Consider the following 21,792-nt stretch of genomic DNA (forward strand, 5'->3'; position numbering starts at 1 on the left):
ACTATCAGGGTTTTTGCGGAGCCAGCCAGAACATGAATCAAGCGCTAGACGCGGCGCCATCCGAACCCCGGCGCGAGGCTTTTCTCGTGGCGCTGGGAGAGCGGGTGCGCCGACTGCGGGCCATACGCGGGATGACCCGCAAGAGCCTGTCGCAGGTCACGGGCGTGTCCGAGCGCCACCTGGCCAATCTGGAGCACGGGGTGGGCAACGCCTCCATCCTGGTGCTGCTGCAGATCGCGCGGGCCTTCAACTGCGCGCTGGCCGAGCTGGTCGGCGACGTGACCACGGAATCGCCGGACTGGCTGCTGATCCGGGAGCTGCTCAGCGGCCGCACCGAATCCGACCTGCAGCGCGCGCGCGAGGCGCTGACGCAGCTGTTCGGCGTGGGCGCCGGCGCGCAGCGCCCCAACCGCACCCAGCGCGTGGCGCTGATCGGGCTGCGCGGCGCGGGCAAGTCCACGCTGGGCCAGATGCTGGCCGACGACCTGGGCTATCCCTTCGTCGAGCTGAACCGCGAGATCGAGCGCGTGGCCGGCTGCAGCATCCTGGAGATCCACAACCTGTACGGCCCCAACGCCTACCGCCGCTACGAACGGCGCGCGCTGGAAGAGGCGGTGCAGATCTACCCCGAAATGGTGCTGGCCACGCCGGGCGGGCTGGTCTCGGAGCCTGCCACCCTGAACCTGCTGCTGGCGCACTGTTATACGGTGTGGCTGCGCGCCACGCCCGAGGAACACATGGGCCGCGTCATGGCGCAGGGCGACTTCCGGCCCATGTCCGGCAACAACGAGGCCATGGCCGACCTCAAGCGCATCCTGGCCGGACGCGAGGCCTTCTACGCCAAGGCCGATCTCACCTGGGTCACCAGCAACCTGGACGTGAAGGAGAGCTTCGCGGGGCTGCGCACGCAGGTGCGCAAGGCCTGCGGTCTGCCGTTGTAGGCCCGGGGGCGGGTGGACGCGCCTGGAACCGGAATTTTTTTGCATGTCCCCGCTTGACGGGGATTTTTTTTGCCCTTAATCTGCATAATAATTCATGTTGTGCAGTATTTTTCCTGTCTAGGCGTGCAAGGAGACACACGATGAGCAGCACTCTCAACTGGGTAGATTTCCGGACCGATCCCGGCCAGTACCGTCATTGGCGCCTGAGCTACGACGGCCCGGTTGCCACGCTGGCCATGGACGTGGCCGAAGACGGCGGCCTGCGCCCCGGCTACAAGCTCAAGCTGAATTCCTACGACCTGGGCGTCGACATCGAACTGCACGATGCGCTGCAGCGCATCCGCTTCGAGCACCCCGAAGTGCGCAGCGTGGTGGTCACCAGCATGAAGGAACGCATCTTCTGTTCGGGCGCCAACATCTTCATGTTGGGCCTGTCCTCGCATGCCTGGAAGGTGAACTTCTGCAAGTTCACCAACGAAACCCGCAACGGCATCGAGGACTCCAGCCGCCACAGCGGCCTGAAGTTCATCGCCGCGCTCAACGGCGCCTGCGCCGGCGGGGGCTACGAGCTGGCGCTGGCCTGCGACGAAATCATGCTGGTCGACGACCGCTCCTCTTCCGTGGCGCTGCCCGAAGTGCCGCTGCTGGGCGTGCTGCCCGGCACCGGCGGACTGACCCGCGTGACCGACAAGCGCAAGGTGCGCCACGACCATGCCGACATTTTCTGCACCCTGGTCGAAGGCGTGCGCGGCCAGCGCGCCAAGGACTGGCGGCTGGTGGACGAGGTGGTCAAGCCCGCCCGTTTCGAGCAGGCCGTGCGCGAACGCGCGCAAGCCCTGGCGCAGGGCAGCGACCGCCCGGCCGATGCGCAGGGCGTCGCGCTGACGCCGCTGCACCGCGAGGAAAGCGCCGATGGCCTGTCCTACCGCTACGTCGACGTGCGCATCGACCGCGACAAGCGCCTGGCCGTCTGGACCGTGCGCGCGCCCGAGGGCGACGCACCCGTGGAAATCGCCGATATCCTGGCGGCCGGCGCGGCCTGGTGGCCGCTGCAGATGGCGCGCGAACTGGACGACGCCATCCTGTCCATGCGCACCAACGAACTGGACATCGGCACCTGGGTCTTCAAGACCGAGGGCGACGCTGACCGCGTCCTGGCCGCCGACGCCGCGCTCGAACGCCATGCGGACCACTGGTTCGTGCGCGAAACCGCCGGCATGCTGCGCCGCACGCTGGCGCGCCTGGACGTGACCTCGCGCAGCCTGTTCGCGCTGATCGAGCCCGGCTCGTGCTTTGCCGGCACGCTGCTGGAGCTGGCGCTGGCCGCGGACCGCAGCTACATGCTGGACGACGAGGATGCGGCCGCGCCGGCGCGCATCGTGGTGGGCGCCGGCAATTTCGGCGCCTATCCCATGGTCAGCGGGCAAAGCCGCCTGCAGCGGCGCTTCCACGAGGAAGCCGCCCCGCTGGAGGCGGTGCGCGAGCGCGCGGGCCAGCCGCTGGCGGCCGCCGACGCGCTGGAACTGGGCCTGGTGACCTACGCGCCCGACAGCATCGACTGGGACGACGAAGTGCGGATGATGCTGGAAGAGCGCCGCGCCCTGTCGCCCGACGCGCTGACCGGCCTGGAAGCCAACCTGCGCTTCGGCGCCAAGGAAACCATGGAGACCCGGATCTTCGGCCGCCTGACGGCGTGGCAGAACTGGATCTTCAACCGTCCGAATGCAGCCGGCGAGAAAGGCGCGCTCAAGCTGTACGGCAAGGGCGAGCAGGCCGCCTTCGACTGGAACCGGGTCTGAACGGCCCGGCGACGCCGCGCCGCGCGGCCCCCACTTCAAGAACAGGAGCGAGACATGTCCGGCATCAATTACACCGATAAGATCCCCAACAACGTCAATCTGTCCGGCGACCGCACGCTGCAGCGCGCGCTGGAACACTGGCAGCCCAATTACCTGCAATGGTGGCAGGACATGGGCCCGGACGGCTCGCACGGTTTCGACGTCTACCTGCGCACGGCGGTCAGCGTGCAGCCCGACGGCTGGGCCCATTTCGACCACGTGCGCATGCCGGACTACCGCTGGGGCATCTTCCTGACGCCGCAGGACGGCCAGCGCAAGATCCATTTCGGCGAGAACATGGGGCGCGACGCCTGGCAGGACGTGCCCGGCGAACACCGCGCCAACCTGCGCCGCATCATCGTCACGCAGGGCGACACCGAACCGGCCTCGATCGAGCAGCAGCGCCACCTGGGGCTGACCGCTCCGTCGCAGTATGACCTGCGCAACCTGTTCCAGATCAACGTCGAGGAAGGCCGCCACCTGTGGGCCATGGTCTACCTGCTGCACCGCTACTTCGGCCGCGACGGCCGCGAAGAGGCCGACGCGCTGCTGCAGCGCAGCTCGGGCGACGCCGACAATCCGCGCATCCTGGGCGCGTTCAACGAAAAAACGCCGGACTGGCTGGCGTTCTACATGTTCACCTACTTCACCGACCGCGACGGCAAGTTCCAGCTGTGCGCGCTGGCCGAATCCGGCTTCGACCCGCTGGCGCGCACCACCAAGTTCATGCTGACCGAAGAGGCCCACCACATGTTCGTGGGCGAATCGGGCATCTCGCGCGTCATCCAGCGCACCTGCGAAGTGATGAACCAGTTGAAGACCGACGACCCCGCCAGCGTGCGCGCGGCCGGCGTGATCGACCTGCCCACCATCCAGCGCTACCTGAACTTCCACTACAGCGTCACCATCGACCTGTTCGGCGCGGACCAGTCCTCCAACGCCGCCATCTTCTACAGCTCGGGCCTGAAGGGCCGCTACGAAGAAAGCAAGCGCACCGACGACCACCAGCTCAAGAACGACACCTACCGCGTGCTGACCGTGGACAACGGCAAACTGCAGGAAGTCGAAGTGCCCATGCTCAACGCGCTGAACGAAGTGCTGCGCGACGACTTCATCCGCGATTCCGTGGCCGGCATCGGACGCTGGAACAAGGTCATCGAGAAAAGCGGGATCCCGTTCCGTCTGCAGGTGCCGCACAAGGCCTTCAACCGCCAGATCGGCACGCTGGCCGGCATCCGCATGTCGCCCGAAGGCGAACTGCTGTCCGAGGCCCAGTGGCAGGCCCACAGCCACAAGTGGCTGCCCAGCGCCGAGGACCGCGCCTTCGTCGCCTCGCTGATGGGGCGCGTCACCGAGCCGGGCAAGTTCGCCAACTGGATCGCGCCGCCGGTCATGGGCATCAACCGCCAGCCGGTGAATTTCGAGTACGTCCGTTTCAACTAAGACGGGGCGGCGGCCGCGCCGGCGGCCGCCTGCCGGAGCATGGGGAAGACCACGATGAACGCGCCCTTACCTGCAGAAGTCCTGAAGCAGCATCTCATCGATCCCGAGATCTGCATCCGCTGCAATACCTGCGAGGAAACCTGTCCGATCGACGCGATCACGCACGACGCCAACAACTACGTGGTGGACCCGGACATCTGCAACGGCTGCATGGCCTGCGTGCCGCCGTGCCCCACCGGCGCCATCGACAACTGGCACCTGGTGCTGCGGGCCGAGGCCTATTCCGTGCGCGACCAGCTGGGCTGGGAAGAGCTGCCCCAGCAGCAGGCGCTGGAGGCGGCCGGGGCGGCCGCCGGCCAGGCCGACGCGGGTGCGGCCGAACCCGCCGCGGACGCGCCGCAGCCGGCCTATGTCACGCCGGGCGCGGCGGTGCCGCCGTGGTCCGCGGCCCATCCGTACGTCAACCTGTACACGCACAAGACCCCGATGACGGCCACCGTGGTCGGCAATTACCGGGTCACCGGCGCCGATACCGACAGCGACATCCACCATATCGTGCTGGATTTTGGCGAGCTGCCGTTTCCCGTGCTGGAAGGGCAGTCCATCGGCATCCTGCCGCCGGGCCTGGACGCCCAGGGCCGGCCGCACCACGCGCGCCAATACTCGCTGGCCAGCCCGCGCGACGGCGAGCGGGCCGGCTACAACAACCTCTCGCTGACGGTCAAGCGCGTCACCGAGGACCATGCCGGCGCGCCCGCCCACGGCGTCTGCTCCAACTACCTGTGCGACCTGGTCAAGAACGACAAGGTGCAGGTGATAGGGCCGTTCGGCAACACCTTCCTGATGCCCAACCACCCGCGCGCCAATCTCATCATGATCTGCACCGGCACCGGTTCGGCCCCCATGCGCGCCATGACCGAACGCTGCCGCCGGCGCATCGACTCCGGCGAGAACGGCAGGCTCATGCTGTTCTTCGGCGCGCGCACCGAGCGCGAACTGCCGTACTTCGGCCCCTTGATGAAACTGCCCTCCGACTTCATCGACATCAACCTGGCGCTGTCGCGCGAGGCCGGCCAGCCCAAGCGCTACGTGCAGGACCTGATCCGCGAGCGCGCCGACAAGGTGCTGGAGCTGCTGGCCGACCGCAACACCTGCATCTACGTCTGCGGCCTGAAAGGCATGGAAGTCGGCGTGCTGGACGCATTGCGCGACGTGACAGTGCAAGCGGGCCAGGATTGGTCTATCCTGCATGATGCGTTGCGCCGCGAGGGGCGGCTGCATTTCGAGACCTATTGAACGGCCGCGGCCCTGTGCATGGCCGCCCGCGGGTCGACATGCAAACAGGCAACGGCGCGCGCTGGCGCGCCGTTGGCTTTTTCGGGGGATAAACAGAACATGAAATTCGCCGATTTCAAAGACGGCATGCTCATCAAGGCCGGTCCGGTCACCGTGACGGAAGCGGAGATCCTGGAGTTCGCGCGCAAATACGATCCGCAATGGTTCCACACCGATCCCCAGCGCGCCTCGGCCGGGCGCTGGGGCGGCCTGATCGCGAGCGGCTGGCACACCTGCGCGCTGACCATGCGCATGGCCGTGGACGCGGCGCTGCACGACTCCGAATCGTTCGGTTCGCCGGGCCTGGGCGAAGTGCGCTGGCGCACCCCCGTGCGCCCCGGCGACACGCTGCGCCTGGAAGCGCGGGTGCAGGGCGCGCGCACCTCCTCGTCGCGCCCCGACCTGGGCATCATCACCTGGGCCTGGACGGTCTACAACCAGCACGACGAAGCCGTGCTGGAGCTGGATGCGACCAGCCTGTTCGACCTGTCGGGTGAGGATTAGGGGTGTCTGATGGGTTTCGCGCGTTCGGCATTCGTTTTCTTGTCCTAGGAATCTCGCGCTACACCCATCAGGCGCCCCCACCCGCCAATCTCCCGCCACACATCTACCGCTTCTTCCCGCCCTGCTTCAAAATCGCCGCGCCCTCCGGCCCGGCCTCGGCCTGCCACGTCTTCACCGAATCCGCCGCCGCGTCCTTCAAGGCCTTGCGCACCGGCAGCGGCACCGCGGTATTGATGGCCACGCCGTTCTTGCGCATGTTGGCGTAGTTCTGCTGCAGGCGGCCTTCGATCCGCTTCCATTGCTCGGTCTCGGTCTGCGCCGCCGCCTGGTCGATGGCGCGGCGTCCGCGCGCGTCCAGCTCCTGATAGGCCCGCAGGTTCATCGTCGCGATGGAGATCGGCATGGCGTAGTTGATCTCGGCGAAATGCGGCAGGTATTGCCACAGCTTGCGGCCCGCGCCGCCGTCGCCGGACGACAGCACCGCGTTGATCTCGCCCGAGGCGATCCGCGGCATGGCGTCGGAAAACGAGATGTTCTGCGCCTGGGCGCCGGCCTTCTGCATCACGTTCTGCGACGTCGCGTCGTAGGTGCGGATGCTCAGCTTCTTCAGCGTCGCGACGCTGTCTATCTTCTGCTTGGACCAGATGCCCGAGGCTGGCCACGGCGTGGTGTAGAGCAGCTTCTGGCCATGCGCGGCCAGCAGCTTTTCATAGGCCGGACGGGCCGCCTTGTTCAGGTTGCGGGCCTTGGACAGCGAATCCGCCAGGAAGGGCAGGGACGAGACCCCGAACAAGGGATATTTGGTGGCCAGGGCGCCGGCGAACGCATCGCCGGCGTCGACTCTGCGGGCCTGCACCGCCTCGATCATTTCGGCCGACTTGATCTCCCTGGCCGCGTCGTAGCTGACGTCTATGAGCACCTTGCCGGCGCTCTTGGCGCGCACCAGGTCGGCGAAGGTCGCCAGGCCCTGGCCGGGCATGGACGTGGCCGGATATTCGGTGGTCATCGTCAAGGTGGTGACGGCGTAGGCGCCGTGGGCCATGAAAGCCATGGCGAAGCCCGCCGTCAGGCGGAGAAAGGAATAGCCTTGCATGCACGACTCCTGGCCGGTTGGGATCTGGCCGATCCCACAAAGCGTAAGGCTTGCGCAAGGGCGCGGCTATCCGGGCTTTCCTCTCCTCCAAAAAAAGGAAAAGGCCGTCCCGAAGGACGGCCTCTGCTCGCCGCGCGACGCGGCCGGCGATCAATAGAACGCCTGGATGCCGGTCTGCGCGCGGCCCAGGATCAGGGCGTGCACGTCGTGGGTGCCTTCGTAGGTGTTGACCACTTCGAGGTTCACCAGGTGGCGGGCCACGCCGAATTCATCGGAGATGCCGTTGCCGCCAAGCATGTCGCGCGCCAGGCGGGCGATGTCCAGGGCCTTGCCGCAGGAATTGCGCTTCATGATCGAGGTGATTTCCACCGCGGCGGTGCCTTCGTCCTTCATGCGGCCCAGGCGCAGGCAGCCTTGCAGCGCCAGCGTGATTTCGGTCTGCATGTCGGCCAGCTTCTTCTGGATCAGCTGGTTGGCGGCCAGCGGGCGGCCGAACTGCTTGCGGTCCAGGGTGTACTGGCGGGCGGTGTGCCAGCAGGCTTCGGCGGCGCCCACGGCGCCCCAGGCGATGCCGTAGCGGGCCGAGTTCAGGCAGGTGAACGGGCCCTTCAGACCGGACACGCCGGGCATCATCTGGTCGGCGGAAACTTCCACTTCGTCCATGACGATTTCGCCGGTGATCGAGGCGCGCAGGCCGACCTTGCCGTGGATGGCCGGGGCCGACAGGCCCTTCATGCCCTTTTCCAGGATGAAGCCGCGGATCTTGCCGTCGAAGTCGCCGCCCACGCACTTGGCCCACACCACGAAGACGTCGGCGATGGGCGAGTTGGTGATCCACATCTTGTTGCCGGTGAGCTTGTAGCCGTCGGCCGTCTTGACGGCGCGGGTTTCCATGCCGCCGGGGTCGGAGCCGTGGTTGGGCTCGGTCAGGCCGAAGCAGCCGATCCATTCGCCGCGGGCCAGCTTGGGCAGGTACTTCTGCTTTTGCGCTTCGCTGCCGAATTCATTGATCGGCACCATCACCAGCGACGACTGCACGCTCATCATGGAGCGGTAGCCGGAGTCGATGCGCTCGACTTCGCGGGCGATCAGGCCGTAGCTGACGTAGTTCAGGCCGGCGCCGCCGTATTCGGTGGGGATGGTGGCGCCCAGCAGGCCCAGTTCGCCCATTTCGGAGAAGATGGCCGGGTCGGTCTGTTCGTTGCGGAATGCGTTGAGCACGCGCGGAGCGAGCTTGTCCTGCGCATAGGCCTGGGCGGCGTCGCGCACCATGCGTTCTTCTTCGGTCAGTTGCTGGTCCAGCAACAGGGGGTCTTGCCAGTGAAACGAGGGATTCGAGGACATGCTGGGTCTCCGCTATGGATTTCCGTGTTCGGAATGCTAAAAAGTTTAAACCTAAAATAATTGGGACGGCAAGCCGCCGGTGGCGCGGCGCGCTTTACGCGCGCCGCCGGCGCCAGTCGGGCCTTGCCGCCGTGTCAGTGCCGGGCCTTGAGGGCCGCCTCGCGGATCTTCTCCAGCGTGGTGCCCGGCGTGATGGTTTCCGGATCGATGAAGCAGTGCAGGATGGCCGGCTTGCCGCTGGCCAGGGCGCGCTCGAAGGCGGGCCCGAACTGCTCCGTGGTCTCGACCCGTTCGCCGTGGCCGCCGAAGGCGCGCGCGTATTCGGCGAAGTCCGGGTTCTTGAGCGCGGTGGCCGAGATGCGGCCGGGGTAGTGTTTTTCCTGGTGCATGCGGATGGTGCCGTACATGCCGTTGTCCACCAGCACCACCACGATGGGCAGGTCGTACTGCACGGCGGTGGCGAATTCCTGGCCGTGCATCAGGAAGCAGCCGTCGCCGGCGAAGCACACCACCGTCTTGTCGGGCCAGATGCGCTTGGCGCCCACGGCCGCCGGCAGGCCGTAGCCCATCGAGCCCGAGGTCGGCGCCAGCTGCGTGCCGTAGCGCGTAAAGCGGTGGAAGCGGTGCAGCCAGGTGGCGTAGTTGCCGGCGCCGTTGGTCATGATGGCGTCGGCCGGCAGGGTCTTTTCCAGGTAGGCCATGACCTGGCCCATCTGCAGCGCGCCGGGCGTGGCGATGGCCGACGGGTCGCTCCATTTCAGGTACGACTCGCGCATGGCCTGCGTGCCTTCGGCCCAGGCCGGCGCGGCGGGCGCCTTCAGGCCGGCCAGCGCCTGCGCGAAAGCGGCCGGCGAGGTATTGATGGCCAGCGTGGGGCGGTAGACGCGAGCCAGCTCGGCGGAATCGGGATGCACGTGCACCAGCTTCTGGCGGGGCACCGGGATGTCCAGCAGCGTATAGGCCTGGCTGGGGTTTTCCGACATGCGCCCGCCCACCAGCAGCACCAGGTCGGCGTCGGCCACGCGCTTGAGCAGCGCCGGGTTGATGCCCAGGCCCACGTCGCCGATGAAGCAGGGGTGGTCGGCCGGGAACAGCATCTGGCGGCGGAACGACACGGCCGTGGGCAGCGCGTGGCGCTGCGCGAAATCGGCGAACTGCTGCACCGCGCGCGCGTCCCAGCGCGTGCCGCCCAGGATGGCGACCGGGTTCCTGGCCTCGGCCAGCAGCTTTTCCAGGTCGGCCAGCTGGCCGGCGGTGGGCGCGGAATCGATGATCTCGTAGCGCGGCGCGTCGGCGACCGTGGCGGCTTCGACCAGCATGTCTTCGGGCAGGGCGATCACCACCGGGCCCGGACGGCCCGAGGTCGCCACGTGGAAGGCGCGGGAAACCAGCTCGGGGATGCGTTCGACCTGGTCGATCTCGGTGACCCACTTGGCCTGCGTGCCGAACACGGCGCGGTAGTCCATTTCCTGGAAGGCTTCGCGCTCGCGCATGCCGCGCTCGATCTGGCCCACGAAGAGGATCAGCGGCGTGGAATCCTGCTTGGCGATGTGCACGCCGGCCAGCGCGTTGGAGGCGCCGGGGCCGCGCGTCACCATGCAGATGCCGGGCTCGCCGGTCAGCTTGCCGTGCGCGTCGGCCATCATGGCCGCGCCGCCTTCCTGGCGGCACACGGTGACCGAGATGTCCGCGTCGTGCAGGCCATCGAGCACCGCAAGATAGCTTTCGCCAGGGACGCAGAAAACGTGCTTGACGCCCTGTGCAACCAGCTGGTCGACCAGGATGTGTCCGCCGAGGCGGGATTTTTGCTGGGACATAGGGGTGGGGGTCATGAAAAGCCTAGGTTGGGACATCCGAGCATAATGTTCCTTGATCGCACAATGCAATTGATAAAATTGCACAATCTATTGACCCACGGGCACGACATCCCGATGTTGCGCCGCGGCATGCTTCCGGTCCCATGAGAAACGGCATTCCCAACCTGAGCGCCCTGCAGGCGTTCGAAGCCTCGGCCCGCCTGGGCAGCTTTTCGCGCGCGGCCGAGGAACTGTCCCTGACGCACAGCGCCGTCTACCGGCAGGTGGCCAGCCTGGAGGCGCGCCTGGGGGTGCAGCTCTTTACCCGGGTGCGCCGGCGCATCGTGCTGACCGACCACGGCGCGGAATACGCGGGCCGCATCCGCCACCACCTGGACCAGATCGAAAAAGACACCTTCGGCCTGGTCAGCCGCACCGGCATGGGCCGCAGCATCCACATCGCCGTGGTGCCCACCCTGGCGACCACCTGGCTGATTCCGCGGCTGGCCGATTTCCAGCGCGCGCATGGCGACATCACCGTCAGCCTGTCGGTGCGCACGCTGCCTTTCCAGTTCAAGGACCAACCCTTCGACGGCGCGCTCTATCACGGCGACGGCCTGTGGCCGGGCACCCAGGGCGTGCTGCTGTTTCCCGAGCGCGAGCTGATTCCGGTATGCGCGCCCGAACTGGCCGCGCGCGCGGCCGAAGCCGGGGCCAGCGCGCTGGCCGGCATGACCCACCTGCACCTGGCGTCGCGTCCGGAGGCGTGGCGCCAGTGGTATGGCGCCAATGGTTATCTCTATGGCCCGCAGGCCGCCGGCGGCCCCCGCTACGAACTGTTCACCATGGTGATGGCGGCGGTGCAGGCCGGCCTGGGCGTGGGCCTGATGCCGCGCTTCCTGGCCCAGCCGGCGCTGGACCGGGGCGCGCTGGCGATGCCGGTGGCGCAGGCGCTGGCGGTCAGCCAGGGCTATTACTTCGGCTATCCGCAGCGCAGCGAGCGGTCCGAGGCGCTCAGGCTCTTCGAAAACTGGCTGAAGTCCGCCGCCGCCGACCAGCGCTGAGCCGTAGAATCCTCCCATCATGCCCGACACCCGACCGCCGCTGGCCTCGCAGGCCGACATCGACGCTTTCATCGACGCCGTCTGGCTCGAGGACGGCCTGTCGGCCAACACCCTGGCCGCCTACCGGCGCGACCTGACGGGCTTCGCCCGCTGGCTCGAAGACCCCGAGGCCTATGCCCGCGAAATGGCCGACCGCCACGGCCAGGCCGAGCAGATCCAGGCGCCGCCGGCGGGGCCGGCCAAGCCGCTGCGCGACGCGGACAAGGCCGACATCGAGGCCTGGTTCGCCTTCCGCCACGAGGAAACCCGGGCCACCACCGCCAACCGCAGGCTGGCGGCGCTGCGCCGCTTCTATGCCTGGGCGCTGCGCGAACACCGCTGCCAGCGCGATCCCTGCCTGACCCTGGTCGCGGCCAAGCAGCCCCCGCGCATGCCCAAGACGCTGTCCGAGCAGCAGGTGGACGCCTTGCTGCGCGCGCCCGACCTGCAACAGGCCCGCGGCCTGCGCGACCGCGCCATGCTGGAAACCCTGTACGCCACCGGCCTGCGCGTGTCCGAACTGGTGGGCGTGCGCACCCTGGACGTGAGCCTCAACGAGGGCGTGGTGCGCGTGGTGCTGGGCAAGGGCGGCAAGGACCGCCTGGTGCCGCTGGGCGCCGAAGCCGCGCACTGGATCGACCGCTACCTCAAGAGCGGGCGGCCGGAACTGGCGGCCGGCCGCGTGAACGATGCGCTTTTCATCACCGGCCGCGCCGAGCCGATGTCGCGCCAGGCGTTCTGGCAGCTGGTCAAGAAGTACGCTCTGCTGGCCGACATCCGCGCGCCGCTGTCGCCGCACGTGCTGCGGCACGCCTTCGCCACGCACCTGCTGAACCACGGCGCGGACCTGCGCGTGGTGCAGATGCTGCTGGGCCATGCCGACATCTCCACCACGCAGATCTATACCCACGTCGCCCGCGAGCGCCTGAAGGCGCTGCACGCGGCCCACCATCCCCGCGGCTAGTCCGCGCCTTCCGATACCGCTGTTGCGCCCCTCCATGAGCAAAGCCCGCCACGTTTCCGAAACCCCCGCCACTCAGCTCCTCAAGCAACACAAAGTGGCCTACACCGAGCACACCTACGATTACGTGGATCACGGCGGCGCCGGCGAGGCCGCGCGCCAGCTGGGCCTGGACCCGCATGCGGTGGTCAAGACCCTGATCATGGAAGACGAGTCCGCCAGGCCGCTGGTCATCGTCATGCACGGCGACCGCGAAGTCTCCACCAAGAACCTGGCGCGGCAGGCGGGCCTGAAGAAAGTCGAGCCCTGCAAGCCCGAGGTCGCGCAGCGCCATTCCGGCTACCAGGTCGGCGGCACCTCGCCGTTCGGCACGCGCAAGAAGATGCCGGTCTGGGTCGAGGCGCAGGTGCTGGAGTATCCGGTGGTCTACATCAACGGCGGACGGCGCGGCTACCTGATAGGCATCGATCCCAAGGTGCTGGTCAGCCTGCTGGGCGCCCGCGCGGTGTCGGTCGCGCTGGAGCAGTAGGGCGGGCCGCGCGCGGCAGCCCGTGGTATTCCTTTACCACCAGCTGGGCCTGCCGCGGGGCCACAATAGGGCTTCAAACCGGAACCCGGACCACCGGGCGCCCCAAACCCAGGAGACCCTCATGAGCAAGCGACTGTTGATGCTGGTCGGCGACTACGCCGAGGACTACGAAACCATGGTGCCGTTCCAGACCCTGCTGGCGGTGGGGCACACGGTGCACGCGGTATGCCCGGACAAGAAGGCCGGCGACACCGTCGCCACGGCCATCCACGATTTCGAGGGCGACCAGACCTATAGCGAAAAGCGCGGTCACAATTTCACGCTCAATTTCGATTTCGACCGGGTCGAGGCCGCGTCGTACGACGGCCTGGTCATCCCGGGCGGGCGCGCGCCGGAATACCTGCGGCTGAACGAAAAAGTGCTGGAGATCGTGCGCGTCTTCGACCAGGCCGGCAAGCCCATCGCCGCCGTGTGCCACGGCGCGCAGCTGCTGGCCGCCGCCGGCATCCTGAAGGGACGCACCTGCTCGGCCTACCCGGCCTGCGCGCCGGAAGTGCGCCTGGCCGGGGGCACCTATGCCGAAATCGGGATCGACCAGGCCTATACCGACGGCAACCTGGTGACCGCGCCCGCCTGGCCCGCGCATCCGGCCTGGCTGTCCCAGTTTCTGGCGCTGCTGGGCACCAAGATCGTTCCCTGACGCGCATGAAAAAGGCGCCCGCTTCGGGGCGCCTTGGCCGCGGTGCGGACGGCTTCAGGCGAAGTCGAGCACGATGCGGCCTTCGATCTGGCCGCGGCGCATGCGGTCGAACACTTCATTGACGTTCTCCAGCCGCTCGGTGGCGACCGTGGCGTGCACCTTGCCTTCGGCGGCGAACTGCAGCGATTCCTGCAGGTCCAGGCGCGATCCGACGATGGAGCCGCGCACCGTCACGCCGTTGAGCACCATGTCGAAGATCGACAGCGGGAAGTCGCCCGGGGGCAGCCCGTTGAGCGACACGGTTCCGCCGCGGCGCACCATGCCCAGCGCCTGCTCGAACGCCTTGGGCGAGACCGCCGTGATGAGCGCGCCGTGCGCGCCGCCGATTTCGCGCTTGAGATAGGCGGCCGGATCGGTGGTGCTGGCGTTGACCGCGACTTCGGCGCCCAGGCGGCGCGCGAAGTCCAGCTTGGCGTCGTCGATGTCCACCGCCGCGACGTTCAGCCCCATGGCCTTGGCGTATTGCACCGCCATGTGGCCCAGCCCGCCGATGCCGGAGATCACGACCCAGTTGCCCGGCCGCGTGTCCGTCATCTTCAGTCCCTTGTACACCGTGACGCCGGCGCACAGCACCGGCGCGATCTCGACGAAGCCCACGTTGCCGGGCAGCAGCCCGACGTAGTCGGCGGCCGCCAGCGCGTATTCGGCGAAACCGCCGTTGACCGAATAGCCCGTGTTCTGCTGTTGTTCGCACAGGGTTTCCCAGCCGCCCAGGCAATGTTCGCAATGCCCGCAGGCGGAATACAGCCAGGGGATGCCGACGCGGTCGCCTTCCTTCACGTGGGTGACGCCGGCGCCCACCGCCACCACGTGGCCCACGCCTTCGTGGCCGGGAATGAAGGGGGGATTGGGTTTGACGGGCCAGTCGCCCTCGACGGCGTGCAGGTCGGTGTGGCAGACGCCGCAGGCCTCGATCTTCACCAGCAGCTCGCCCGGGCCGGGGCGCGGCACCGCGACTTCCTCGATCGCCAGGGGCTGGCCGAACGCCCGGGCCACCGCCGCTTTCATGGTCTTGTCCATCACTACCTCCGAAGTCCGATCAGTATCGTTATCCTCGAACGCGTGCGTTTTGCCTGCAATGATTTATATCAGCTTTGGCCGCGTCTTGCCGGCCTGCCGGCAAACCGCTTACAGTGGCCCCGGGCGTACGACTCGCCCCGAGCCAAGGATCTCCCATGTGTGAAATCTTCATCCGCGCCAGCGAGCAGTCCTACACTCCCGCGTCCCGCTCGCTGCGCCTGCACGGCGTGGCCACCAGCCTGCGGCTCGAACAGCTGTTCTGGGACGTGCTGGAAGAAATCGCGAGTCGCGACGGCATGCGCGTGACGCAGCTGATCGAACGCCTGTACGACGAGCTCATCGCCTACCGGGGCGAGGCCGCCAACTTCACTTCGTTTCTGAGGGTGTGCTGCCTGCGCTACCAGCTCTTGCAGGCCGAAGGCAGGATTCCGCGCGACCGGGCGGTGCCGATCGGCTCGCTCGACGCCCGCGCGGTGCTGGAGGGGCTGGCGGTGTGATGGGTGTCGCGCCCGATGGCCCGAACAAGAACTCAGGCGCTCAACGCGCGCCACCCATCGGCCGGCTTCAACCGCCCGACTGTATCGAAGCCAGCGCCACTTCGTTCTGCACGATGCGGCGGATGCGCACGGCGTCGCCGATGCGCGAGAGCTTGCCCTGCGAATCCAGCAGCACGATGGCCAGATCGCGGCCGTTGATGCGGGCCAGCATCACCAGGCATTCGCCGGCTTCGTTGATGTAGCCGGTCTTGGACACCTTGATGTCCCAGTCGGGCTTGCGCACCAGCAGATTGGTGTTGCGGAACGTCTGCGTGCGGTTGTTGACCTCGACCTCGTACTCGGTGTCGGTGGAGTAGCGGTGGATCAGCGGCCGCTGGGCGGCGGCGCGCAGCAGCCGGGCCAGATCGTGCGGCGAGGACACGTTGTCGCTGGACAGGCCGGTGGGTTCGATGAAGCGCGTGCTGGTCATGCCCAGCGCCTGCGCCTTGGCGTTCATGGCGGCCACGAAGGCCGGCAGGCCGCCCGGGTAGTTGCGGCCCAGCGCGTTGGCGGCGCGGTTTTCCGAGGACATCAGCGCCAGGTGCAGCATGTCGCCGCGCGACAGCTTGGTGCCCACGCGCAGCCGCGAGGTGGTGTGCTTGAGGCCGTCGATGTCTTCGTCGGTGATCTCCAGCATCTCGTCCATCGGCAGGTTGGCGTCGACCACCACCACGGCGGTCATCAGCTTGGAGATGGAAGCGATGGGACGCACCACGTTTTCGTTCTTGGCGAAGATGACCGTGGACGTCTCCAGGTCCTGCACATAGGCGGTGCTGGAACGCAGGGCGGCCACTTCGGCGCGCGTGGAGGCGGCCGGCGGCGGCATGGCGGCCGAGCTGGCCGCCACCGCCGCGCGTTGCGCCCGCGACGGCTTGTTGGACTTGCCGCCCTTGCTGGCCGCGCCGCGTTTTTTGGGCGGACTCTTGGAGGCGACCTGCTTGCCGCTCTTGGACGCGGCGGCCTTCTTGGCCGACGAGCTCTTGGGCGCGGCCTTGGCCGAGGAGGTCTTGGGAGGGGTTTTCTTGGCGGCAGGCGCCTTCTTGGCCTGCTGCGCCTTGCAGGCCGACGACTTCGCGTTGGTCTTGCAGGGATCGGTGTTCTTGGCGGCCAGCGCCGCGGAGGGCAGGAGCGCGCACATCGCCAGCGCCATCGGCGCTATCGCGTTCGCAATCGCACGTTTCCAGGAAAATGCCATGGTCTGAGCAGGCTTGTCAGTGTGTGAACAAATATTTCTTAAGCCGGCGTTCCGTCGGTTCAGGAAAAGTCGAAATGAATTAGTGGCTTACGCGTCGAATTTAAACAGCAATTTCAAGTGATGCGCAAGACGATTCGCTATCATCGATGAAAAAAATAATAGTGACGTATTGACGCATGCCCGGAATCGTCACAAGACGCGTCACGAGACGCTAATGGCGTACGGCGCGTGAGCGTAGCCCGGATTAACCCTCATTTGGCTGAACGCGGGCCGCGTCAGCCGGGAAAGACTGAATTAAGACTATGATTGGTCTTGCCGAATCCGCCGGAGCAGCCCATGAAGTACTCCACCCAGGTCAAGCCAATCAGTTACCTGAAAAGCCATACCGCCCAGATCGTGAAGGACATCTCCGAGAGCCGCGAGCCGATGCTCATCACGCAAAATGGCGAAGCCAAGCTGGTCGTCATGGACGTCCAGAGCTACGAAGAGCAGGAGCAGGCCATGGCGCTGCTGCAGCTCCTGGCCCAGGGCCGCGCGCAGATCGAGGAAGGAAAGATCGTTGCCGCGGAGGACGTCTTCGCCCGAATCGAGGCCATGGATCAGGACGACGAGCAATGAGTGGCAAGGTGGTCTTTCTCCAGTCCGCCGTCGATGATCTCCATGAAATCCGCCGCTACATCAGAAAGCACTTCTCCCAGGCCGTATGGCTGGATGCGTACGCCAGGATCAAAAAAGCCATTTTGAATCTTGAGCGGTTTCCCCACGCCAGCCATGCCCCGGCCGAACTGCCGGCCATGCATTTCCTGGAAATCATCGTCGCCAGGAACCGCGTGATCTATGCAGTGCTGGGCGATACCGTCTACATCCATCTGATCTGCGATACGCGGCAGGATTTCAAGACCAGGCTTGCGCGCCGGCCCGTCCGCGCCCTCAGGCCGTAGCGTCCGCAGGGCTTTTCCATTGCCGCGCGATAAAAGCGATACAATGCCGCGCTTGGTGTGTCTCCGTAGTTCAATGGATAGAACAAGGACCTCCTAAGTCCTAGATACAGGTTCGATTCCTGTCGGAGACGCCACCTCCCATCATTGCCCGGGCGCTTCAGCCCCGCCTTCTTCCCCATCCCCGATCCGAACCGCCGCGGCGCCGCGAAGCCGGCGCCGGAAGTTGTATATGATGTTTGATCCGGCCCGCTGCGCCGGACCGCTCCGAGGAGGGGGCGGAAAACCAAAAACAACGAGACACGGATTTCATGTCCAACCCATCCGATACGATTTCCATGCGCACCATTGCGCTGGGCACGCTGGTCGTGCTGCTTGCCATGGGCGTGCGCGCCACCTTCGGCCTGTTCATGCAACCGATGGGGCTGGCCCACGGTTGGAGCCGCGAAGTGTTTTCCATGGCGTTCGCGCTGCAGAACCTGGTGTGGGGCGTGGCCTGTATTTTCATGGGCATCCTGGCCGACCGATACGGTTCGGGCCGCACCATCGCCCTGGGGGCGCTGCTGTACATGCTGGGCATGATCGGCATGCGCTTCGCCACCGACGAGACCACGCTGTACCTCACCGCCGGCGTGCTGGTCGGGCTGGGGCAGGCGGGCACGACGTTTCCGGTGATCCTGCCGGTGGTGGCCCGTTCGGTGCCGCCGGCCTATCGCAGCACCGCCATGGGCATCGCCAGCGCGGGCGGCTCGATGGGGCAGTTCGCCGTGGTGCCCACCGGCCAGCTGCTGATCAGCGGGCTGGACTGGCCGGGCGCGCTGTGGGTGCTGTCGCTGTTCGTCGCCTGCGGCGCGCCGCTGGCCTATTTCCTGCGCGGCCGGCCGCAGGCCCATTCGGGTCCGCAGCAGTCGCTGGCCGCCGCGGTCAAGCAGGCCGTGCGCCATCCGTCGTTCCATTTCCTGTTCTGGAGCTACTTCGTCTGCGGCTTCCACACGGCGTTCATCACGCTGCACCTGCCGGCCTACGTTACCGATGGCGGCCTGACGGCGGGGCACGGCGCCACCGCCATCGCGCTGATCGGGCTGTTCAACGTGCTGGGTTCGTTCTATGCCGGCAAGCTGGGCGGCAAGTACAGCAAGAAGCGCCTGCTGGCCGCGGTGTACGGCATGCGCGCCTTCGGCATCCTGCTGTTGCTGTGGCTGCCGCTGTCGCCCTGGGTGCTGTATGCCTTCGCCGCCTGGATGGGCCTGTTCTGGCTGGGAACGGTGCCGCTCACGCAGGGCCTGATCGGGCAGATCTACGGCCTGCGCTATGCGGCCACGCTGTCGGGCATCGTGTTCCTGGGCCACCAGATCGGCAGCTTCATCGGCGTCTGGCTGGGCGGATACGCCTACGCCAGGACCGGCAGCTACGACCTGGTGTGGTGGCTGGGCGTGGCGCTGGCCATCATCGCCGCGCTGCTGTGCCTGCCGGTGCGCGAGCAGCCGGTGGCCCAGCCCGTTCCCGCCTGACCCGGAGCCGCCATGACGTCCAGACCCGTCCAGCCGTCCTCGTCCCGCCGCCGCGGCTGGCGCGTGGCCGGCGGGCTGGCGCTGGCGGCCTTGCTCGGCCTGGCCTTCTGGGGCTACAGCACGCCCGAGATGCAGATCCACTGGGAAAACCTGGCCGCGCTTTGCGGCTTCTAGTTTCCAGTGCCCGGGCGGCGCGTTCCGCGCCGCCGGCTCGCGGTATCCTACGGCGATATTTTTCTCCTTCATCGGCGCGCGCCGCGGGCGCGCGTCCCGGGTGCCCATGCAGGACTCCTCGCCTATCCATCCCGATCTGTCTCTGCCGGAAATCGGCGCCATGCCGGCCGCCGGCACCTTGGTGCTGACCGTCAACAACCGCCTGTCGCGCCGCCTGACGCTGGAGCTGGCCGGCCTGCTGCGCCAGGAGCGCCAGGTCAGCGAACTGCCGCGCATCCTGCCGCTGTCGGCCTGGCTGGCCGAGTCCGCCAACGAGCTCGCATTCGAGGCCGATGAGGGCGTGCCGGCCTACCGGCTGGACAGCTTCGCCACGCAGTTGGTGTGGACCGAGGCGATCCGGGCGGAAGAAGCCGAGCGCGTACTGCTCGACGCCAGCCAGGCCGCGCGCCTGGCCATGGACGCGGACCTGCTCATGGATGAGTGGGACCTCCATGTGCCCTCGGGCGCGGACACCGACGAATACCGCGGCTTCGCCAGATGGCGCGAGCGTTATCGCCAGGTGCTGGCCGGCATCGACGCCGAGGACGCGAACCAGGGTTATGCGCGCGTGTTGCGCGCGCTGGAGGATGGACGGCTGCCCATCCCTCGGCAGCTTGTGCTGGCCGGTTTCACCGACCTGTCGCCGCGGTTCCGGCGCCTGCTGCGCGCCTTCGAAGCGCAGGGCGCGGCCGTCGCGCAGTGGCGCGATGCGCAGCGCGTGGAAACCGCGGCGCGCCGCTACGAGGCCGCGGACCAGGGGGCGCAATGGCGCGCCGCCGCGGCCTGGGCGGCCGAACGCCTGAAGCAGAATCCGCATGGCCGCTACGCCATCGTGTCGCCGCAGCTCGAGGCGGAATCGCCTTTCGCGCGGCGGGTATTGAGCCAGGCCCTGGCCGGACGCGGCGGCCAGGCCGCATATGCCTTCAACGTGGCGGTGGGCCGGCCGCTGAACGAATGGCCGATGGCGCGCGCCGCGCTCGCCTGGCTGCGCGCCCTGGCCGAATGCGCGCCGGGCAAGGGCTGCGGCGTCGAAGTGCTGGGCGCGGCGCTGCTGGGCGGGCATTGCGCCGGCGACGTGCGCGACCGCGCGCGGCTGGCCTCGATCGACGCGCGCTGGCGGCGCCAGGCGCAGCTGCGCGTCAGCCCGCAGGACTGGCGCAAGCTGCTGGCCGATCTGCCGTCGCTGGCGCAGGCCTGGGACCAGGCCATGGAAGTCTGGACGCGCGGCGGCAAGCAGGCCACCTGCGACGTCTGGATGCTGCGCATGAAGGCCGCGCTGACGGCGCTGGGCTTTCCGGGCGAAGCCGTGCTCGACAGCGTGGGCTACCAGGTGATGGGCGCGCTGGGCGATGCGCTGGGCAGTTTTTCCGCGCTGGCGCCGGCGGCGGGCCGCCTGGGCGGGCTGGCCGCCGTCAACCTGCTGGAGAGTGTGGCGCGGTCCGCCTCGTTCCAGCCGCAGCGCGATCCGCTGGCGCGCCTGGACGTGCTGGGCCTGCTGGAAGCCGAGGGCGGCTACTGGGACGGCGTCTGGATACTGGGCCTGACCGACGACGTGCTGCCCGCTTCGCCCAAGCCCAATCCGCTGCTGCCGCTGGCGGTGCTGCGCCAGGCCAAGGCGCCGCGCGCCACGCCGGAGCGCGAGCGCGAATGGGCCGAAGGCATGTACGCCGCGCTGTGCCGCTGCGCGCCGGAGATCATCGTCAGCCACGCGCACATGGACGGCGAGCGCGAATTGCGTCCGTCGCCGCTGATCGCCGCCGCGCCCCTGACCGACTGGACGCCCGCGGCGCAACCGGCGCTGGCGGCCTTGCCGCAGGAATCGCTGGACGACACGCAAGGCCCGCCGCTGGCGGCGGGCAATCGCGGCGGCGGCGGCCTGGACGTGCTGGACACGCAGGCGCGCAACCCGCTGTGGGCCTTCGTGCGCCACCGCCTGGGCGGGCGCGAACTGGCCTCCTACGCCGATGCGGCCGGGGTGAACGTGCGCGGCCAGTTCCTGCACAAGGCCCTGGAACTGCTGTGGGGCATGATGCCCGACCAGGAAAAACTGCACGAGCTGATGGCCGAACGCCGCCTGCCGGACCTGGTGGCGCAGGCCGTGGCGCAGGCCGCCGACGAGGAACTGAAAGACTACGCGCCGGCCTTGCGCACGCTGGAGTGCCAGCGCGCGCAGACCGTGCTGGCGGCCTGGCTCGACAAGGAAGCGCAGCGCCTGCCATTCGCCGTGGCCCAGGTTGAAAAAAACCATCAGTGGCAGCGCGGCGCGCTGGTGCTGAAGCTGCGGCTGGACCGCATCGACAGCCTGCAGGACGGCCGCAACGTCATCGTGGACTACAAGACCGGCGCGGCCCCGGCCCGGCCCGAGCCGGACTGGTCGCGCAGCCGCCCCGTGAACCTGCAGCTGCCGTTCTACGCTTCGGTGCTGGCCGAGGCCGCCGGCGGCGACGTGGCCGGCCTGGTGCTGGCGCAGATCCACGCGCGCCAGGTCGCCGTGGCCGGCCTGGCCGACGAGGACCTGGGCATGGAGGGCGTGACCCTGGCCAGCGACAGCAAATTCTTCGAAGGCCTGTCGTGGCCGCAGATACGCGAGCGCTGGCGCGCCGCCATCGAAGCGCTGGCCGATGAATACGTCGCGGGCCATGCGGCCAACGTGGCCTACCGCCGCGACGACTTGAAATACTGCGATGCATTGCCGTTCCTGCGTTTGCATCTGGACGACGAGGACGCATGAG

At 67.8% G+C, this 21,792-nt stretch carries 20 protein-coding genes and 1 tRNA gene; 16 read left to right on the forward strand and 5 right to left on the reverse strand.

Features of this window, described 5'->3' with window-relative positions:
* Positions 1 to 32: 32 nt before the first annotated feature.
* From AC1IQ6_RS07085 to AC1IQ6_RS07105, 5 genes are all read left to right on the forward strand, one after another.
* Complete coding sequence (locus tag AC1IQ6_RS07085; RefSeq protein WP_102773607.1) at positions 33 to 941, forward strand: helix-turn-helix transcriptional regulator; 909 nt, start codon at positions 33 to 35, stop codon at positions 939 to 941.
* Positions 942 to 1,081: 140 nt separating this feature from the next.
* Positions 1,082 to 2,740, forward strand: coding sequence for a 2,3-epoxybenzoyl-CoA dihydrolase (boxC, locus tag AC1IQ6_RS07090; RefSeq protein ID WP_102773606.1), 1,659 nt, complete (start codon positions 1,082 to 1,084; stop codon positions 2,738 to 2,740).
* 54 nt (positions 2,741 to 2,794) lie between these two features.
* The gene (gene boxB / locus AC1IQ6_RS07095) at positions 2,795 to 4,222 is read left to right on the forward strand and encodes a benzoyl-CoA 2,3-epoxidase subunit BoxB (RefSeq protein ID WP_111825616.1); all 1,428 of its coding nucleotides are present in this window, start codon (positions 2,795 to 2,797) and stop codon (positions 4,220 to 4,222) included.
* Positions 4,223 to 4,276: 54 nt separating this feature from the next.
* Positions 4,277 to 5,518, forward strand: a complete 1,242-nt coding sequence (boxA, locus tag AC1IQ6_RS07100) for a benzoyl-CoA 2,3-epoxidase subunit BoxA (protein ID WP_209165793.1) — start codon at positions 4,277 to 4,279, stop codon at positions 5,516 to 5,518.
* Positions 5,519 to 5,617: 99 nt separating this feature from the next.
* Positions 5,618 to 6,061 carry a MaoC family dehydratase gene (locus AC1IQ6_RS07105; RefSeq protein WP_102773603.1) on the forward strand — a complete coding sequence of 148 codons (444 nt, stop codon included), beginning with the start codon at positions 5,618 to 5,620 and terminating at the stop codon, positions 6,059 to 6,061.
* Positions 6,062 to 6,164: 103 nt separating this feature from the next.
* On the opposite strand, the gene AC1IQ6_RS07110 is transcribed toward AC1IQ6_RS07105, so the two are convergent.
* From AC1IQ6_RS07110 to AC1IQ6_RS07120, 3 genes are all read right to left on the reverse strand, one after another.
* A complete protein-coding gene (locus AC1IQ6_RS07110; RefSeq protein ID WP_485866057.1) occupies positions 6,165 to 7,154 on the reverse strand; it encodes a TRAP transporter substrate-binding protein in 990 nt (329 codons plus the stop codon).
* 150 nt (positions 7,155 to 7,304) lie between these two features.
* The gene (locus tag AC1IQ6_RS07115; RefSeq protein WP_102773601.1) at positions 7,305 to 8,498 is read right to left on the reverse strand and encodes an acyl-CoA dehydrogenase; all 1,194 of its coding nucleotides are present in this window, start codon (positions 8,496 to 8,498) and stop codon (positions 7,305 to 7,307) included.
* Positions 8,499 to 8,632: 134 nt separating this feature from the next.
* Positions 8,633 to 10,315, reverse strand: coding sequence for a thiamine pyrophosphate-binding protein (locus tag AC1IQ6_RS07120; protein WP_111825613.1), 1,683 nt, complete (start codon positions 10,313 to 10,315; stop codon positions 8,633 to 8,635).
* A gap of 143 nt (positions 10,316 to 10,458) precedes the next feature.
* Between AC1IQ6_RS07120 and AC1IQ6_RS07125 the strand changes: the two genes are divergently transcribed.
* From AC1IQ6_RS07125 to AC1IQ6_RS07140, 4 genes are all read left to right on the forward strand, one after another.
* Positions 10,459 to 11,358, forward strand: coding sequence for a LysR substrate-binding domain-containing protein (locus AC1IQ6_RS07125; RefSeq protein ID WP_102773599.1), 900 nt, complete (start codon positions 10,459 to 10,461; stop codon positions 11,356 to 11,358).
* Between the two features lie 19 nt (positions 11,359 to 11,377).
* Positions 11,378 to 12,361 (forward strand): site-specific tyrosine recombinase XerD, encoded by a 984-nt coding sequence (gene xerD / locus AC1IQ6_RS07130; RefSeq protein ID WP_102773598.1) that lies wholly within the window; start codon positions 11,378 to 11,380, stop codon positions 12,359 to 12,361.
* Positions 12,362 to 12,395: 34 nt separating this feature from the next.
* On the forward strand, positions 12,396 to 12,887 hold the full coding sequence (gene ybaK, locus AC1IQ6_RS07135; protein WP_102773597.1) for a Cys-tRNA(Pro) deacylase: 492 nt from the start codon (positions 12,396 to 12,398) through the stop codon (positions 12,885 to 12,887).
* Positions 12,888 to 13,008: 121 nt separating this feature from the next.
* Positions 13,009 to 13,587 (forward strand): DJ-1/PfpI family protein, encoded by a 579-nt coding sequence (locus AC1IQ6_RS07140; RefSeq protein ID WP_102773596.1) that lies wholly within the window; start codon positions 13,009 to 13,011, stop codon positions 13,585 to 13,587.
* A gap of 54 nt (positions 13,588 to 13,641) precedes the next feature.
* Here the strand turns inward: AC1IQ6_RS07140 and adhP are convergent, their stop codons facing one another.
* On the reverse strand, positions 13,642 to 14,667 hold the full coding sequence (gene adhP, locus AC1IQ6_RS07145; RefSeq protein ID WP_102773595.1) for an alcohol dehydrogenase AdhP: 1,026 nt from the start codon (positions 14,665 to 14,667) through the stop codon (positions 13,642 to 13,644).
* A 155-nt stretch (positions 14,668 to 14,822) separates the two neighbouring features.
* Between adhP and AC1IQ6_RS07150 the strand changes: the two genes are divergently transcribed.
* Positions 14,823 to 15,164 carry a ribbon-helix-helix domain-containing protein gene (locus tag AC1IQ6_RS07150; protein WP_102773594.1) on the forward strand — a complete coding sequence of 114 codons (342 nt, stop codon included), beginning with the start codon at positions 14,823 to 14,825 and terminating at the stop codon, positions 15,162 to 15,164.
* 67 nt (positions 15,165 to 15,231) lie between these two features.
* Here the strand turns inward: AC1IQ6_RS07150 and pbpG are convergent, their stop codons facing one another.
* The gene (pbpG, locus tag AC1IQ6_RS07155) at positions 15,232 to 16,398 is read right to left on the reverse strand and encodes a D-alanyl-D-alanine endopeptidase (protein ID WP_168202162.1); all 1,167 of its coding nucleotides are present in this window, start codon (positions 16,396 to 16,398) and stop codon (positions 15,232 to 15,234) included.
* A gap of 336 nt (positions 16,399 to 16,734) precedes the next feature.
* On the opposite strand from pbpG, the gene AC1IQ6_RS07160 reads away from it, so the two are divergent.
* From AC1IQ6_RS07160 to AC1IQ6_RS07185, 6 genes are all read left to right on the forward strand, one after another.
* Complete coding sequence (locus tag AC1IQ6_RS07160) at positions 16,735 to 17,016, forward strand: type II toxin-antitoxin system Phd/YefM family antitoxin (RefSeq protein ID WP_102773593.1); 282 nt, start codon at positions 16,735 to 16,737, stop codon at positions 17,014 to 17,016.
* Positions 17,013 to 17,339 (forward strand): type II toxin-antitoxin system RelE/ParE family toxin, encoded by a 327-nt coding sequence (locus AC1IQ6_RS07165; RefSeq protein WP_485866058.1) that lies wholly within the window; start codon positions 17,013 to 17,015, stop codon positions 17,337 to 17,339. Before AC1IQ6_RS07160 ends, AC1IQ6_RS07165 begins: the two co-directional genes overlap by 4 nt.
* Before the next feature lie 59 nt (positions 17,340 to 17,398).
* A tRNA-Arg gene (locus AC1IQ6_RS07170) sits at positions 17,399 to 17,473 on the forward strand.
* Positions 17,474 to 17,647: 174 nt separating this feature from the next.
* Entirely contained in the window at positions 17,648 to 18,847 is a 1,200-nt protein-coding gene (locus AC1IQ6_RS07175) for an MFS transporter (protein ID WP_485866059.1), read from the forward strand.
* Positions 18,848 to 18,859: 12 nt separating this feature from the next.
* Positions 18,860 to 19,021 (forward strand): hypothetical protein, encoded by a 162-nt coding sequence (locus AC1IQ6_RS07180; protein ID WP_168202161.1) that lies wholly within the window; start codon positions 18,860 to 18,862, stop codon positions 19,019 to 19,021.
* Positions 19,022 to 19,127: 106 nt separating this feature from the next.
* Positions 19,128 to 21,791 carry a PD-(D/E)XK nuclease family protein gene (locus AC1IQ6_RS07185; protein WP_485866060.1) on the forward strand — a complete coding sequence of 888 codons (2,664 nt, stop codon included), beginning with the start codon at positions 19,128 to 19,130 and terminating at the stop codon, positions 21,789 to 21,791.
* Position 21,792: the final 1 nt, after the last annotated feature.

It is taken from the genome of Achromobacter sp. MUI-25009338 (assembly GCF_057359325.1).